The organism is Hymenobacter sp. CRA2 (genome assembly GCF_002007105.1).
Taxonomy (GTDB): domain Bacteria; phylum Bacteroidota; class Bacteroidia; order Cytophagales; family Hymenobacteraceae; genus Solirubrum.
Window position 1 is genome coordinate 194,789 of sequence record NZ_MVBC01000011.1, and the last position, 16,424, is coordinate 211,212.

At 62.8% G+C, this 16,424-nt stretch carries 14 protein-coding genes; 3 read left to right on the top strand and 11 right to left on the bottom strand.

Annotated features, from left to right (window positions below; genetic code table 11):
* Window positions 1-9: 9 nt before the first annotated feature.
* A complete protein-coding gene (locus B0919_RS17645; protein WP_139362217.1) occupies window positions 10-252 on the bottom strand; it encodes a hypothetical protein in 243 nt (80 codons plus the stop codon).
* Between the two features lie 295 nt (window positions 253-547).
* Here B0919_RS17645 and B0919_RS17650 point away from each other — a divergent pair, with 295 nt between their 5' ends.
* Window positions 548-2,062 carry a hypothetical protein gene (locus B0919_RS17650; RefSeq protein WP_078013605.1) on the top strand — a complete coding sequence of 505 codons (1,515 nt, stop codon included), beginning with the start codon at window positions 548-550 and terminating at the stop codon, window positions 2,060-2,062.
* Window positions 2,063-2,203: 141 nt separating this feature from the next.
* Here B0919_RS17650 and B0919_RS17655 read toward each other — a convergent pair whose 3' ends face one another.
* The 10 genes from B0919_RS17655 to sdaAB form a co-directional block, all read right to left on the bottom strand.
* Window positions 2,204-3,907, bottom strand: a complete 1,704-nt coding sequence (locus B0919_RS17655; RefSeq protein WP_078013606.1) for a catalase — start codon at window positions 3,905-3,907, stop codon at window positions 2,204-2,206.
* 199 nt (window positions 3,908-4,106) lie between these two features.
* Window positions 4,107-5,264, bottom strand: a complete 1,158-nt coding sequence (locus tag B0919_RS17660) for an MFS transporter (RefSeq protein WP_078013608.1) — start codon at window positions 5,262-5,264, stop codon at window positions 4,107-4,109.
* Between the two features lie 177 nt (window positions 5,265-5,441).
* Window positions 5,442-5,900, bottom strand: coding sequence for an ATP-binding protein (locus B0919_RS17665; protein ID WP_078013609.1), 459 nt, complete (start codon window positions 5,898-5,900; stop codon window positions 5,442-5,444).
* 404 nt (window positions 5,901-6,304) lie between these two features.
* Window positions 6,305-7,039 (bottom strand): SRPBCC family protein, encoded by a 735-nt coding sequence (locus tag B0919_RS17670; protein WP_078013610.1) that lies wholly within the window; start codon window positions 7,037-7,039, stop codon window positions 6,305-6,307.
* A 413-nt stretch (window positions 7,040-7,452) separates the two neighbouring features.
* A complete protein-coding gene (locus B0919_RS17675) occupies window positions 7,453-7,881 on the bottom strand; it encodes an EamA family transporter (protein WP_078013612.1) in 429 nt (142 codons plus the stop codon).
* 4 nt (window positions 7,882-7,885) lie between these two features.
* Complete coding sequence (locus tag B0919_RS17680) at window positions 7,886-8,293, bottom strand: DUF4259 domain-containing protein (RefSeq protein ID WP_078013613.1); 408 nt, start codon at window positions 8,291-8,293, stop codon at window positions 7,886-7,888.
* A 451-nt stretch (window positions 8,294-8,744) separates the two neighbouring features.
* Complete coding sequence (locus B0919_RS17685; RefSeq protein WP_254846602.1) at window positions 8,745-9,734, bottom strand: NAD(P)H-dependent glycerol-3-phosphate dehydrogenase; 990 nt, start codon at window positions 9,732-9,734, stop codon at window positions 8,745-8,747.
* 201 nt (window positions 9,735-9,935) lie between these two features.
* On the bottom strand, window positions 9,936-11,345 hold the full coding sequence (locus tag B0919_RS17690; RefSeq protein ID WP_078013615.1) for an efflux RND transporter periplasmic adaptor subunit: 1,410 nt from the start codon (window positions 11,343-11,345) through the stop codon (window positions 9,936-9,938).
* 135 nt (window positions 11,346-11,480) lie between these two features.
* Window positions 11,481-13,019, bottom strand: a complete 1,539-nt coding sequence (locus B0919_RS17695; protein WP_078013616.1) for a TolC family protein — start codon at window positions 13,017-13,019, stop codon at window positions 11,481-11,483.
* A 111-nt stretch (window positions 13,020-13,130) separates the two neighbouring features.
* Window positions 13,131-13,811 (bottom strand): L-serine ammonia-lyase, iron-sulfur-dependent subunit beta, encoded by a 681-nt coding sequence (gene sdaAB / locus B0919_RS17700; RefSeq protein ID WP_078013617.1) that lies wholly within the window; start codon window positions 13,809-13,811, stop codon window positions 13,131-13,133.
* 194 nt (window positions 13,812-14,005) lie between these two features.
* Here sdaAB and B0919_RS17705 point away from each other — a divergent pair, with 194 nt between their 5' ends.
* Together B0919_RS17705 and B0919_RS17710 are read left to right on the top strand one after the other, a co-directional pair.
* On the top strand, window positions 14,006-14,995 hold the full coding sequence (locus B0919_RS17705; protein WP_078013618.1) for a tryptophan 2,3-dioxygenase family protein: 990 nt from the start codon (window positions 14,006-14,008) through the stop codon (window positions 14,993-14,995).
* 80 nt (window positions 14,996-15,075) lie between these two features.
* Window positions 15,076-15,564 carry a hypothetical protein gene (locus tag B0919_RS17710; protein ID WP_078013619.1) on the top strand — a complete coding sequence of 163 codons (489 nt, stop codon included), beginning with the start codon at window positions 15,076-15,078 and terminating at the stop codon, window positions 15,562-15,564.
* Window positions 15,565-16,424 lie beyond the last annotated feature (860 nt).

Below are 16,424 nucleotides of genomic sequence, written 5' to 3' on the forward strand. Positions count from 1 at the left end.
ACCCGGTATTTACGCCGTGGTCGTGACGCCGGGCTTGCCGGCCGGGGCAGCCGGGCCCTCGACGTAGGCTCTTAGCAACCGCGCGAGTGCGCGCACAGCCGAGGCTGATGCCGCCGGCGAAATGCGGCGGCTCAACCACAAAGCGGGGCCGTGCGGCAAGGCCGTTTCGGGCCGCCACACCGGCTCGGCGGCAAGCCCCGACGCTGCCGGGGTGGCCCGCAGGCCAGGTAAGCTGCTGGCAAAGACTAGCATTAGCACAAGGGCGGCGCGTTTCATCATCAAAACCGGCTGAGTGGGCGCCACCAGGCAGTGCGGCACCGTGTTCAGGGCAAAGGAGCACGAAAGCCCCCTTGAGCACAATCGCATAAAAGGGTCCGGCCGCCGTTATCAGGGTCCCTTTTTGATGTGATAGCCGCCTGCCAGGGCTAGCAGCGCTGCTTTGATTCGCGCCTGATGCAGCGGGCCGGTGCCGCTCACGCTGCCGCGTGACAGCCCGGGGCCGAACAAACGCCGGAGTTCCGGTAGCTTAGCCGCGTATTACGACCCCATGCTGCACAGCTTCCTGTTTGCTCCTTTTGCCGATCCGGCCCTGGCCGTGCAGTTCGATGCCCTGCACGGCCTGCTGCAGCCCGGCGCCGACGCTGCCGACCCAACCTTGCTGCTGGGCAACCTGCCGCTGGAGGAAGCTGGCACCCTCGACGCCGTGCTGGTGCGCCCGGCGGGCATTACGCTGCTGATGTTTGTGCCCCGCGGCGGTGCCCTGCACCTGCCGGCGCAGGGTCAGGGTCCGTGGCAGCTGGGCGGGCAGCCCCTGCCCGGGCAGGCGGGCAGCGCCAACCCCTTTGCACAGTTCCAGCGCCAAAGCCGCGCGTTAGCCGCGTGGCTCACGGTTCAGCCGGGGCTGGGCGTCATTCGCCCCGAGGTTATTGCCGGCGTCGTGCTGTTCAGTCAGCCCGTCACCTTTGGCTCGGAAGTGGAAGCGCGGCTAAATGCCCAGGCGGGCACCGACTATTTCCAACTGCTCAGCAGTCTGCCGCACCTGCCGCGCCGCTTGCAGCGGCTGCAGCCGCCCGGCGCCGCTCTCTCAGTGGCCGGCCTGCAGCAGTGGTTGCAGTACCTGCAGGCCGAATCGGAGGAAACAGCCGCGGCCGAAGCGCCCACCGATGCCGAATCCGAAGATTTCTGGACGCAGAAAGCCCGGCAGCTCTGGCGCTGGCTCGGGGCCGAGGACATTCCGCCCGACTCAGGCTATGCCGGCTATCCACCCGACCCAACGGCAGCCAGCACCGCGGAAAAGCAGCGCCTGGAGCAGCTGCGCCAGCAGGTGCGGGCCGAACTCGACGAGCACACTCAGGTCATCACGGCCCGCGAAGTGGAGCGCGAGCAAACCATCCGGCAACTGCAGCAACAGTTGGCGCAGGCCGCAGCGGCCGCTCCCTCCACGGCCGAGCTGCAAGCCCGCCTGACGGCCGAAACCCGCGAAAAGCAGGCCCTGCACGAAGCCATGCAGTTGGCCCGCGCCGAGTCGGCCGCCCGCAACCGGGAGCTGGACGCGCGCATTGCCCAACTCGCCGCCCTGATCCAGCAGCTCCAGGCGCAGCCCAAAGCCCCCGCCGCTACGCCGCCCGCTCCTGCCCCATCCAGACCTGCTGCGCCGCCCCCGGTAGCTGCTTCCGCTTCGGCAGTGCCAGTTCGCCCGGCCCGGCCGGCGCCGCGTCGGTACTCGGCGTGGCGGTTGCAGCCCTGGCGCGCGGCCGCGACCGTAGCAATACTCGCTCTGTTAGTGCTGGCTGGCTGGGGCGTGGCCCGCTTGCCCTGGGGCCAGGCGAAACCCGCGGCGCAGCCCCGCACGGTGCAGCAGGCGCCGCACGAAATGCCCACCCCCGAGGCAGATGAAGTAGCGCCTGAGCCCGCGGAGGAAAGCCCTACCACTCCCTTGGAAGAGCGGCTCAACAATGTCGTCATTGATTCCACCGGCGCCGAATCGGCTCCTTCGGCGGGCGACTCGGTGCAGCCGGCCAGCCAAGACTACCGCGTGCTGGATTCGCTCGAAGCCCAATAAGGAAGTCAGCTGGCCGGAAGTACAGGTAACAAAAACCGCTGCCGGCCCAACTCAGAGCGAGTCGAACCAGCAGCGGTTTTATTAAGAGTAGCCCGGGAGGCAGTTAGCGCGTCCGGCTACCACTTGCCCGATGCCAACTACCTAGTAAGGCTTGGCTTCGTGCCCTTGCGCTTCGGCTTGGGCCACGGCTTCTTTTTGCTGGGCGTCGTTGTACTGGTTACCGCCCTGGGCTTGCTTGCCGCTACGGGCGGCGGCCAGGCCATCGGCCAGGCGCTGGCCCCAATCCGGGTCGCAGTTGGTGCACAGCTCCACCATTTTGTCGCTTACGCGGCGGTCGGCGTCGGCCAGAGCGCCCACCATGTTGTTGATCAGGTCGTCCCGCTCCCAGTCCTCGTGCAGGCGGTACCGTTCGCCGGCCTGCTTGAAGTTGTTCTGCCGGTCGATAACCTGCTTCATCACCCGGCCGGTGTACTCCGGCGTGTGGTCGGGGGCCGACCGCGGGGCCTCCTTCAGCCCATTCAGCGAGCTGGGCTCGTAGTTGATGTGGTTGTTCTGGCCCGGCGCGGCGTCCACGTGGTAGGCCATCTGGCCGTCGCGCTGGTTGGTAGCCACGTGCTTCTTGGGTGCGTTGATGGGCAGTTGCAGGTAGTTGGTGCCCACGCGGTAGCGCTGCGTATCGGAATACGAGAACGTGCGGCCCTGCAGCATTTTGTCGTCGGAGAAGTCCAGGCCGTCCACGAGCACACCGGTACCGAAGGCCGACTGCTCCACCTCGGCGAAGTAGTTTTCGGGGTTGCGGTTCAGGGTCATCTTGCCCACCGGCAGCCACGGGAACTGGTCCTGGGGCCAGATTTTGGTGTCGTCGAGCGGGTCGAAGTCCAGCTCGGGGTGCTCGTCGTCCGACATGATCTGCACCAGCAGTTCCCACTGCGGGTAGTCGCCGCGCTCAATGGCTTCGAACAGGTCCTGGGTGGCGTGGTTGAAGTTTTTGGCCTGAATGGCCTCGGCTTCCTGGGCCGTCAGGTTTTTGATGCCCTGCAGCGGCTCCCAGTGGTACTTCACCAGCACGGCTTCGCCCTTGTCGTTCACCCACTTGTAGGTGTTCACGCCCGAGCCCTGCATCTGTCGGTAGTTGGCCGGAATGCCCCAGGGCGAAAACAGGAAGCTCACCATGTGCATGGCCTCCGGGGTGTTGCAGATAAAGTCGAAAATCCGCTCCCCGCTCTGGCGGTTGGTTACCGGGTCGGGCTTCTGGGAGTGAATCAGGTCCGGGAACTTCATCGCGTCCCGGATAAAGAACACTTTCAGGTTGTTGCCCACCAAATCCCAGTTGCCGTCCTCCGTGTAGAACTTCACCGCGAAGCCGCGCGGGTCGCGCAGGGTTTCGGGCGAGTGGCCGCCGTGGCCTACCGTGCTGAAGCGCACGAACACCGGCGTCTGCTTGCCGGGGGTATTGAAAAGTTTGGCGCGGGTGTATTTGGCAATCGGCTCGTCGCCCACCTTGCCGTAGGCCTCGAATACGCCGTGGGCGCCGGCGCCGCGGGCGTGCACCACGCGCTCGGGAATTCGCTCCCGGTCGAAGTGGCTGATTTTCTCGATGAAGGCGTAGTTTTCCAGCGTGGCCGGGCCGCGGCTACCCAGGGTCCGGATGTTCTGGTTATTGGTCAGCGGGTGGCCCTGGCGGGTGGTCAGGGTCTGGGCGCCTTCGCCCTCCGCCGTGCGCTGGTCCTGGGAAGTGCCAGTGCCCGTTACGGCCGTGCCGGTGCCGTCCAGGGGCGAGTGGCCGTTGCCGTTTTGCTGGCCGTTATGGCCGTTTTGCGGAGAATTGGGCTGTTCTGGGGTCATGGGCGTTTGGGCTGAGGTTGCAGGTACTATACCCCCAAGGTAGGAATTTGTTCGGCCTTCCGGAGAATAATTCTCCGCTAGCAGCTACCCTTGGGCCAAAAAATAATTCGGCGGATGCAAGCCCGCAAGCTCATCCGCCGAACCACCTTTTTACCTCTTACTATGCCGGCTGTGCTATGCACGCGCTGAGCCGCGTCGCCTACAGCTTGGCCTTCGTGGCCACCGCCGCCACGCACAGGCCCATCACCGCGATGAGCGAGTAGCTGATGCGCAGCGAAGTAGCCCCGGCCACCAGCCCGATAATCGGCGGGCCGATCAGAAAGCCCAGAAAGCCGATGGTGGACACGGCCGCCAGCGCCATGCCGGCCGACATGACCGTGGACTTACCGGCCGCGCTGTACACCAGCGGCACCACCGACGAGGTGCCGAAGCCCACGAGCATAAAGCCCACCATAGCGGGCAGCAGCGTGGGAAACAGCACCGCAATCAGCAGCCCAAAGGCAGTGAGACAGCCGCTGAGCTGAATCACCAGCCGCGGCCCCAGGCGGGCCGTGAGCCAGTCAGCACCAAAGCGGCCCAGAGCCATGGTGCTCATGAACGCCGTGTAGCCGGCGCTGACCCAGCCTTTGTCGGCATGCACCACTTTCTTAAAGTACACTCCGCTCCAGTCGAACATGGCCCCCTCGCAGATCAGGGCGCAGAAGGCAATGGCCCCGAGGGTAAGTAGGGTGCGGTCGGGTAACACAAACAGGGGTTGGTCCTCGGCCTCGTCGCTGGGCGAATGCGGCAGCAAGGCGCCGTAGCTGAGCACTACCCCGAGCAGAATCAGCCCCAGGATGAGCAGAAAGTGATATTCGGGCAACACGCTAAAGCCGTTCATGACCATGCCGATGGCCGCCCCGGTAAAGCCAGCCAGGCTCCACATGCCGTGAAACGAGGCCATGATGGGCTTGTCGTACAATGCCTCCACCCCCACGGCCTGGGTGTTGATGGAAATGTTCATCAGGTTGCTGGCGAAGCCGAAGAGCACCAGGCAGGGCACCAGCAGCCAGAGCGTGGGCGCCCAGCCCAGCCCCACCAGCGCGGTGCTGTAGAGCATAGCGCCGGCAATGGCCATGCGCCGGCTGCCGTGCTTGTGAATCAGCCAGCCGGTGAGCGGCAATGAGGGCAACTGCCCCAGCGGAATGGCCAGCAGCAGCAGGCCCAGGTCGCCTTCCGACAAGCCCATGCGCTGCTGAATGGTGGGAATGCGCGAGGCCCAGCTCGCGAAGATTATTCCTTGCAAAAAGAACCACGTCGCCACGGCCAGGCGGTGCGTGCGCGGTGTTATCTGGTTTGGCAATGCCAATGAAATCATGATGAGCCCAGGGGTTTGGTGGTACCATGCGCCGCCGAGGCGCGCTCTGGGGTGGGAATGGCGGAAGTGCAGGCCAAAATTACGGCCGCCCGCCCAAAGCGTTGGGACGGGCGGCCAGTACAAACGTTTGCGCCGGAAAATTTTCTTCCAAGCTTCGCTTCGCGGGGTGTGCAAGGGCTATTCGGGCAGCGTGGGCAACTCCACCACCACGGTGGTGCCCTGGCCTTCCAGCCTGGCTACGCCTATGGTGCCCCGGTGCATCTCCACAATGACCAACTCCTGAATTTCGTCCTCAACAAAATCCCGGATGAGCTGCACACTGCCCTGGCTGATAGCCACAATGCGCCGCTCCCCCTCGCTCAGACACTGACGGATGAAATCATGCACGGATTCGTCCGCGTCGCGGCTCAGGCGCTGGGCCAGGCTCAGGCAGTCAGCTAGGTCCAGCGACAGGAGCTCCAGCAAGGTATTCTTGCGGGCGTTGAAGTGGTAGGCGTGGGCCTTGTAGTGCCGGGCAGCACTGATGTCGCGCAACTCCCCGCCCAGCCAGCGGGGCGCGTGGCTGCCGACCGGGCCGTAGCTCGGTGTGAGTTGCAACCAATGCTCCGGCTGCCCGGGCTGCAGCAGCCGGAACACGACTTCCTCGTGCAGCTCGCCCCGCCTCCACCGCTCCCAGCACTCGCCAGGTAGGACCGGTCCTCGGGGTGCAGGCGGCGCAGCAAGCCGGGCAGCTCCTCATCGACGTACGCCGGGCGGCCACCCAGCAGTTGCTGGTAAGCCGCGTTGACGTACACGACGCGCCCCGTAGCCAGCTCGTAGATGAAATGCACGTGCGGACTGCTTTCGACCTGCGCCCGCAATACAGTATCTATTTACATGGTTACGGTAAGGTTGAAGAACTGCTGCGGCAACCAAGCCTTACAGCTGGCTGTGATGATATGGCGAAAGGCGGCAGCCCGGCCGGTTACCCCTTTGCACTGGCTTATAACCGCTGCAGTACCAGCAGTCGGTTAGTCCGCGTTGGGTCCGCGCTCCGGGCCCTAGCCGTGCGTAGTGCCTGCTTCGCCGGTTTCCATGACCATCTTGAAGCGGCGTACGTCGCGGCGCACCAGCTCGGCCAAGGCAGGATTCAGCAGCTTGGCCACGCCCTTACCCAAGGCTCCGCCCGGCGCCCGGTAGCGCGTAATGGTCTGGATTTCGGTCCCCTGACCGCCCTCCGCCGGGCGGAAGCGAACCTCACCCGATTGGTCGATCTGCGAGCCGGGCAACGACCGGTAGACTAGCAGCCGGCCGGGTTCCTCGGTGGTGATTTCGGCCTCCCAGCTGATGGTGCCCGCCCCGCCGGGCACGCGGGCCTCCCAGTGCGAACGGCGCTGATCGAGCTGGCGCACGCTTTCGAGGTGCTCCATGAAGCGCGGCAGGTTTCCGAGTTGCCGCCAGTAGGCATACACCTCGTCGATGGGCCGCGAAATGGTGAAGGTTTCCTTGATTTCAACCGGAGCCAGCTGCGTCGGCGCGGAGTCGCGCCCGAAGGCCTGGTTGAGTGGGCAATAACCAGAAGCGCCGCGCAGAGCCAGCCCTGCTCCCAGGGCCAGCAGTACCGGCTTGCCGATTTTCGACCGGGTTTGCGTGCCTGCATAAGCCAGCGCCGCGCCGGCTACTGCCGAAAGCACCCGCTCGGTGAGGCCCACATTGACGTGCGCCGTGCCCGTAGCGGGTGTGCGCTGCGCCGTGGCGTTGGGGGCCGCGCCACGAAAAGATTGTTGTGCTGTCATAAGCAAAAGGGTTGGGTTCGGCCTTTGGCTTACGACCCGACGGGCCGTTGGTGAACGGAATAAATACGATTTTTGGCATATATCCTGCGTATACACCTCGATATCAAAAACTAACAAGCCACGCCAAACGCGAACAGGCACCCCGCGGGGTGCCTGTTCCACCTGCATCCGCCGGGCGGCGTGGGGCAGTGGAGGGCCGTCTGCCACTCCCGAGCCGGGGCGCCTTAGCGACGCCGTCGGCTGGCCCGGCTGCGAGTTAACCATTCCTCTGGCCTCGCGGCGGATGCGGGTATGTCGGTAAAAAGCACGTGGCGCATTAGCGGCCAGTGCTGCGGCAAATTAACCAGGTTGGTGCTTGGTTTTACAATAGCATGAAGATGTGAAATGCCAAGCTGCTGCCGCCGGGTAACAAATCAGTGGCCGCGGGCAAGCAGCGCAATACCGCCCACGATGAGCAACAGGCCCAGCAGCTGCGGCAGCGTGAGAGCCTCGCGCAGCACCACCAGGCCCAGCACCGCCGTGAGCAGCACCGAGCCGCCCACAATCACCGGCGTACCCACCGACGAGGGCACGCCGCGGCTGAACACGACGAAGGTCAGGATTTCGCCCAGCCCCACGCCCAGGCCGGCCAGTGCCGCCAGCCACAGGCCCTTGCTCGTGACGGGCAGCGGCTGCCCCTGCAGCTTTAGCCGCAGCAGCCACACGGCCCCCAGCGCGGCGGCCACCAGCTGCAGCACCACCGCGCCAACGGCCGCGGGCACGTGGTCGGCCGCCAGCTTGATGAAAAAGTTGTAGAAGGCCAGCGCCAGGGCAGTGAGCAGGGCCAGTACGAACCAGGGCATGGGCTCAGTCTTCGTCGAGTTGTAGGCGTTCCAGCAGATTTTGCTGCAGGGCCTGCCAGTCCGCGTAGTTGTCCGATGCGGCCCAACGCTCTTGCAACTCGGAGCCGCGCAGCACGGCTTCCACGGCTTCGAGGGCCAGCTCCTGCAGGTCCTCCTGCCCATCGGCATCGAGCTGCGTGGCCGCTGGCAGCAGGCCCACGGGCATGTCGGCGGCAGGCTTGCCGATGATGGCGGCCACCAGCTCGGCGGCGGCCAGGGCCTGGCTGGCGTCGGCGGCCTCAATCACGCCTTCTTCCTCGGCGGCCGTGGCCAGGGCCTCGTAAAGCAAGGCCTCGTTGGGGCGTTGGCGAAATTGCTCGGCGAAGTCAGCCGCCGCGTCGTTGTCAAAGTTGTGGTAGTCCCAGGTGGCCATTGGCAGTTGGTAGTGAAGGGTCAGGATGATACTATAGTACGCCGGGCAGATTGTTGGTTGGCGACTTAGTTTGCGTAATCAAGTTGTTTTAGTGCTCATTCAACGGATAAACCGATGTGTAGATACGCTACCACGTACAAATGCACCTACGCCTGCTTCCAATGCGGCAAGGGCTTCAAGCGGCGACTGGCAGAGAACCTCTTGCCGGCGCATCGTCACCCCGAAGCCCCGATTCGCTGCCCCGACTGTAGCGGCTCGATGCACAACCTGGGCCGCGACCTGCAGCTGCCAAAACAGACGCAAACCCAGCAATGGGCAGCTCTGGAGTACCTAGCCAACCATGGCTTCAGCTTCATACCAGCGCCAAACCGGTTACCAATCCACAATACAACACCAGCAACAGGTGCAACCAGCAGCCCGTTGCCGATGTTGACCAACCGTTGTCTCACGCCTACCGGAACTTCTCCTTCAGCAGCTCTATTTCCACGGTCGGCGCAATCTTCTCGTACAGAATATGGTACGCGGCCGAAGTAATGGGCATGTTCACCCGTAGGTCCTTGTTGACCTCGTAGATGCTCTTGACGGCGTAGTAGCCCTCGGCCACCATGTTCATCTCCATCTGCGCCGACTTTACCGAGTAGCCGCGGCCCACCATGTTGCCGAAGGTGCGGTTACGCGAAAACTGCGAGTAGGCCGTTACTAGCAAGTCGCCTAGGTAAGCCGAGGCCGATAGGTCACGCGGCTGGGGGTTCAGGGCGTACAGGAAGCGGCGGATTTCCTGCACCGCGTTGGCCACCATCACGGCCTGGAAGTTGTCGCCGTAGCCGAGGCCGTGGGCAATGCCGCAGGTCAGGGCAATGATGTTTTTCATCACGGCGCAATACTCGATGCCGTCGAGGTCGGCGGCGGCGTGGGCCTTCACGTAGCGGTTGCGGAGCACCTGGGCGAAGTCCTCAGCCAGGGCTAGGTCGGGCGAGCCGATGGTTAGATAGCTCTGCTTCTCCAGCGCCACTTCCTCGGCGTGGCAGGGCCCGGCCACGCAGCCCAGCTTCTCGCGGCTCAGCCGGAAGCGCTCCGACACGTAGTCGGTCACCAGCTCGTTGCGGCCCGGAATCATGCCCTTGATGGCCGAGATGACGCGCTTGCCCTTCAAAGCGTCGCGGTCGAGCTTATCCAGCGCTTCTTTCACGAAGGCGGCGGGCACGGCCAGCACCACCCAATCAGCCTCTTTCACCACTTCCTCGATGTCGGTGGAAGGAAATACCCGCGTCAGGTCGAACTGCACCGACGAGAGGTAGCGCGGGTTATGTCGGGTGGTGCGCAGGTGCTGCACGTCGTCTTTGTGGCGCAGCCACCAGCCTACGCGGGCACCGTTTTCGGAGAGAATTTTGGCAAGCGCGGTGGCCCAGGAGCCGCCGCCAATCATGGCAATTTTTTCCAAGGGTAATGCAGGGGAAATGTAGCGCAAACTTTCCGCTGGCGTAGCCCGAACGATGCCCGTCTGGCGGAGCTGTTCAATACTACGCAAGCGGAAAGTCTGCGTTACAAGCGTACGAATGGCCGATTTTAGCTAAAAAAAGCGAGAGGCGGGCCCGAACGTTCGTTCGGACCCGCCTCTCGCCGGTTAGCGTAGTGCCGGGGCTTAGTCTTTGCTCTCGCCCTCGCCTTCCTTCAAGGCGGCGCGGTTCAGCGACTTGGCGTCTTTCACCACCACCGCGGCACCGTCCTTCAGCGTTTTCGACACGGCGCGGAACGGACCGCTCACGATTTCGTCGCCGGGCTGCACGCCCGAGAGGATTTCGATGTGGTCGAAGTCGCTGATGCCGGTCTTGACGGGCGTGAGCACCGCCTTGCCGTTGCGCACCACGAACACGACTTCTTCGATATCACCCTTGGGTTTGGCCTGGTCATCGGCGGTGCCGTTGCCGCCGCGGCCGCGGCCCACCTTGATGCCGCCTTCATCCTTTTTGTCCTTTACCAGGGCGCTATCCGAGCGCGTGGTGACGGCGGCCAGCGGCACGGCCAGCGCCCCGTTTTTGCGGTCGGTGATGATATCCACCGAGGCCGTCATGCCGGGGCGGAAGGGCACCACCGTGCGGCCGCCCACCGTGCGCACCAGCTGGCGGTACGACTCGGGCAGCAGGCGCACGCGCACCTCAAACTCGGTTACGGCTTCGGCCGTCAGCGCGTCCTTGGCCGTGTTGGCAATGCTGGTCACGATGCCGCGGAATTTGTCGCCGCGCGAGGCGTAGGCGTCGACTTCCACGATGGCCGAGTCGCCCAGATCCACGTTGCTCACGTCGTTTTCGTTCACGTTCACGCGCACCTCCATGGAGTTGAGGTTGGCAATGCGCATGATTTCGGTACCGGCCATCTGCGAGGTGCCCAGTACCCGTTCGCCTTTCTCCACGTTAAGTTTGGAGATGGTGCCGCTCACCGGGGCGTAGATGGTGGTTTTGTTCAGGTTCTTGCGGGCTTCGTCGAGGCCGGCCTGGGCCGAGCGCACCGAGCTCTGGGCCGCCCGGATGCTGGCGCGGGCCGAGTTGATTTCCTCCTGCGAGGCGTCGTAGGCGGCTTTGGCCTGCTCGTACTCGGCCTGTGAAATCACCTTCTGCTTGTAGAGCGAGGCGTTGCGGCGGTACGTCAGCTCGGTTTGCTTGGCGTTGGCCATCAGCTGCTGCAGCCGGGCCTGGCTCTGCCCCACGTTGGCCTGCTGGGTGCCTACCTGCGCCGACTGCTGGTTGACCATGGCCTGGTAGTTATCGGGCCGGATGCGCAGCAGGAGCTGCCCTTTGCGCACGGAGTCGCCCTCGTGCACGTACAGCTCCACAATTTCGCCCGACACGTCGGAGGAAATCTTCACCTCGGTTTCGGGCTGCACCTTGCCCGAGGCGCTGACTTTCTCCACGATGTTGGCCGGGGCGGCCTTGTCGGTGAGCACCTCGGCGCCTTCGGGCTTACCGAGCCAGCCTTTTTTCTTAGCCGTCACGCCTCCGATGAGCACGACCACAATCAGGCCGAGGAGGATGAACAACAAACGGTTGTTTTTCATAGCAATGATCAGTTTCCGATGATCAGGCGGCAATTATCCATTAAAAAAACGCAATGAACAACGCCCCGGCAGCCCCCAGCGCAGCGGCGGCAGTCTGCCCGGTGGTGTTCATTGCGTCTTGCTCACGGATAACAATTACAGCGCTAGGGGTTTACCTTGATAGAAGTCGAGCACCTTCCGGCGGAAGATATACTCGTATTTGGCCTGAATCATCGACGACTCAGCGCCGGCCAGGTTGTTTTTGGCCTGGTTGAAGTCGGTGCCGTTGAGCAGGCCGTTGTTGAAGCGGATTTCCGCGTTACGGTACGCGGTGCCCAGGGCTTCCACCTGCCGGCGGTTAGCGGCGTAGCGCCGCTGAGCTGCCAGGGCATCGGCGTAGGCCTGCTGAATGGTCTGGCGCAGCTGCAGGCGCGTCTGCTCGGCCCGTACCTCGGCCTGCTTCGTACCGATGATGGAGCGCTGCACGTTGGTGCGCGTCTGCCAGCCGTTGACGATGGGAATGCTCAGGTTGAAGCTCAGCTGCTTGCCCAGGTTGTTTTTCACCTGCGAGACGAAGCCCTCGGGCAGCGTCTGAAAGCGCGGCTGCTTGATGCCGGCAAACACCCCGGGCACCTGCGTCGGCACCCCGGTCAGGGGGTCGAACTGGTAGATAAAGCCCGACGGGACGATGGTGGAGTCGTTGGTGAGCTTGCGGGCGATGCGGGCGGAAGAGTAGCCGGAGAAGATGCTGGCCCCGAAGGACAGGCGCGGGTAATACGCGCCGCGGGCCACTTCTTCGCTGCGCATGGCACTCTGCACGCGCAAATCCGCCGCTTTCACCTGGGGCTGCGTGCCCTGGGCTATCTGGTAAGTGCCCTCGGCGTCGGTGTCCATGCCCGGCATCTCGTCGGGGTCGGGCAGTTCGGGCACCACCAGCGCGAGGGAATTGGTACGGGCCTGGTCCAGGTTCAGCAGCTGAGCCACTTGCAGGCGGGCCAGGTCGCGCTGGTTCTGGGCCGTTACCACGCTCACTTCGTCGGAGGCCAGCTGGGCCTGCGCGTCGAGCAGGTTGCTCTCGGCCACGGCGCCGGCACGCAGCAGCTTCTGCGTCCGCTCGATCTGGGCCTGGTCGGTGTTGATGCGCAGCTGGCTGGCGCGCAGCAGCTCCTCGCCCAGCAGGTACTGCAGGTAAGCCGAGGCTACGTTCAGCGACAGGTCGTTGCGGGCCTGGTCGATGTCGAGCAAGGCCGCCTGGTAATCGAGGCCGTTGCGGCGGATGGTATTGCGCACCTGAAAGCCCGAGAAGACGTTCAGGCCGGCCGTCGCCGAGAAGTTATTGGCCCGCGTAGTCTGGCTCTGGAAGGTGTAGGTGAGCGGGTCCACGTTGGTGCCGTAGTTCCAGGTCTGCGAGGCGTTGGCGTTGGCCGTGGGCAGCTGGCTGAAGCGGCTCTGGCGCAGCGTGGCCTCGCTCAGCTCGGCCTGCAGCTGCGACTGGCGCACCGTCAGGTTGTTCTGCAGGGCGTACTCCACGGCTTGCTGCAGCGTAAAGGGGCCGGAAGGCGCGGCCTGGGGCACAGCCGCCGCGGGCGGGGCCGGGGGCGTGTTTTGCGCCTGGGCAGGCGCCACGGCGCCGAGCGCAGCCAGCCAGGCCACGCCAGCCGCTACGCGCAACGGAAACGAGTCGGTTTGTTTCATCGAGCAGAAAATTATCGGGAGCAACGAGGTGCCGGCCCCGCGGCCAACCACCGTGGCAAAGCAACGAACTAATGGTCAGAAACTGATACTGGAAAGTGCACCGCCCCAGGCTTAATCAATGGCGGGGATGTAGCGCACCTGGTGCACCCACCGCAAGTGGCGCAGGTACTGCAGCGAAATGTCCGTCAGGGCCGAATCCATTTCGATAAACTGCCGGGCAACCTGGTTTTTGCCCTTGCGCGACACGTTCATCGTGGCAATGTTGCAGTCGTCGTGGGCGATGATGTCGGCAATAAAGGCAATGGAGCCCTTCACGTCGTCGGCATCGATGATGAGCGTGTGCAGCGCGGCCGAAAAGTCGCACGGAAACCCGTCGACCTCCACGATGCGGATGACGCCCCCGCCCCGGCTTTGGCCGATAACCTCCACCTCGGTGCCGGCCTGCTCGTCGCGCAGCTCCAGCCGGATGGTATTGGGGTGCATGGTAGAGGCGTTGCCCACGCCCTGAAACGAGTACTGCAGCCCTGCGGCCTTGGCGTGCTCGAAGGATTCGCGGATGCGCTTGTCGTCGGTGGGGTAATCGAGCAGCCCGGCAATGATGGCGCGGTCGGAACCGTGGCCTTCGTAGGTGCGGGCAAAGGAGTTGTAGAACGTGATGGTGGCGTGGGTGGGCATGGAGCCCAGCACCCGGATGGCGGCCCGCGCAATGCGCACCACCCCGGCCGTGTGGGAAGAGCTCGGCCCGATCATTACCGGCCCGATCATATCGAAAATAGAGCTTTTTTCTGCCATAGCGTGGGAAGGAGGCGCGCTAAAGGTACTGCCCCACCCCACAAAACCAACGGCATATTCGACCAACCGGCTGACAGCCCCCGGGTTCCCGGCAATACTCCATACAAAAGCCACCCGTGCGGCTGGCATATTCTGTTCTTTTTCGTTCTTTGTGACACCCTCACCCACCCCTCCCCCGCCCTTTTTCCTACTCTATGCCAGACCAGGACGAGTTTTCGCCCGCAGTCCTTACCCAACTGCGGCGCCTCCAGGAGAAGTATGCCGCCGACGGCCAGGACCTAGCGGCTTACCTCGAAGGCTTGTACCACGCCGATTACGTCAATTACTGGGACTACATCGAGCTGGACACGCTGCTGTCGCTGCAGCGGCCCATTACCAAGATTCCGGACGAGCGGATTTTTATCATGTACCACCAGATTACGGAGCTGTACTTCAAGCTCTGCCTGGTGGAATACGAACAGATCGGCGACCTGCAGTACCCCACCCTGGGCGAGCTGGTGTTGCGCCTGGGCCGCATCAACCGCTACTTCGAAAACCTCATCGACTCGTTCGACGTGATGGTCGACGGCATGGACCGGCAGCAGTTCTTGCAGTTCCGCATGGCCCTGATGCCGGCCTCGGGTTTTCAGTCGGTGCAATACCGCTTTATCGAACTCAGCTCCACGGACCTGGGCAACCTCGTTGACAAGGAAAAGCAGCGCCTGCTGGGCGAATCCGACAACCACGAGGAGCTCATGGGCTGCATTTACTGGAAAGCCGGCGCCACCATCGAGGATAGCGGCGCCAAAGCCCTGACGCTGATCGAATTTGAGCGTAAGTATCACCAGCAGCTCATCGACCACGCCACCAAGTTCCGCCACCGCAACGTGTGGGCCGTGGTGCAGCGCCTGCCCGAGGAAGACCGCCGCCACCCCCGCCTGCTGCGCCAGCTCAAGCAGCTGGACGTGAACGTGAACATCAACTGGCCGCTGATGCACTACAAATCGGCGGTGCGCTACCTGGAGCGCCAGGCCGGCGACGCGGTGCCGGCCACCGGCGGCACCAACTGGCGCAAATACCTGCCCCCGAAGTTTCAGCGGCGCATTTTCTACCCGCAGCTGTGGTCGGAGCAGGAATTTGAGAACTGGGGCAAGAGCTGGGTCGACAAAGTGCTGGAGGAAAGTGCGCTGGCCAGCCAGCACTAGGCCGCCAATACTAACCGCCCGGGGATGTTCGTTTCCCGGGCGGTTCTTGTTATATTGCCCGCTGAAAGCTGCTTCTGCCCATGAAACGCCTGCTCGTAGCCCTGTCCCTGGCTGCCCTGACGCTGCTCGGGACCCTGGCCCACGGCCAAACCACCGGCCTGGCCATCAATACGCTGCCCCGCTACGGCAACCAGCCCAAGACCCGGGCCATGCGCAAGCTCGACCAGGAGTTCATCAATCAGTCGCTGAAGCAGTACCGCCACGACCGGCGGGCCGCCTCCGAAGGCAGCGTGACCGAGGGATGGAGCCACTTCTACGCCAACGACCTGACGACCAGCATCAAGCGCTTCAACCAAGCCTGGCTGCTCGACTCCACCAACGCCAGCGTGTACTACGGCTTCAGCGCCTGCCTCACCGAGCAGGGCGAAGCCGCCGCCGCGCACCGCTACTTTCAGCTGGCCCAGCGCTACGACGCCCAGCACCAGGGCGCCAACAAGTACTACGAGCGGCTGACCTTGTACTACCAGAGCCGCAAGCAAACGGCCTCGCGCAGCGCCGGGGCGGTGTAGAGAGTACGATTTGTTTTGCTTTTTAGAGGTCTGTGCAGAGTTTTGCGCAGACCTTTTTGTCTGGATCAAAGAACGTGCATACCCCAACTCATGGCAGGCTTACCTGACAGGGAAGCCTGCAATTATCGTTAAGAAGAACAGCTTTACGCGACAGATGAAGATATACAACTACCTCTTTTTTAAAGGGCACCAATTGGCTGCTAGATCTAGCTACAGTGACTTCCCTATTCTTGGCGCAGTAGCATTTGTGGCTCTATGCTGTATGTTTAATATATCCGCCCTATTATTGACCTTAGACGGATTTAATATTCTTAGCATTATTATACCAAATGAATACAGACACATAATCACTTTTGTATTCATTTTTTTGCTGGTGCTATATTACCTACATAATAAAAAGCATGTCCAAATTGTAGAGAGATACGCAGAAAGAGAGCAAAAAAGCAGGTTCTCAATTCATCCATTAATAATAATAGCCGCATATTACGTAACCAGTTTTTGCATTTTGTTATTAGCAGGCCTATTCAAGAACAGAGATTGGGTTTTCTCCGAAATACCTCAATATTACTGGTATTGAATTCCAAAACTATATTTCATTTCTTCTAATAATTTATAGCAAATCTGCGTTGCACCGTTCGTAAGTTGCAGGATTTCCATCAGGTAGACGGAAAGGATTGCCATCAAAATTGTAGTAAGGGGTTCAGGCGACCTATAGCAGATTCACAGACAATGTAGCTGCTGGCGCTCCGCGTACGTAAGCGGCTGTATGCAAGCATACTCGATGGATTTGCGTCAGCGCGTGGCGCAGGCGCTGGCCGAGCCGGGCGCCCGGCAGGCCCAAGTGGCCGCGCGCTTTTGCG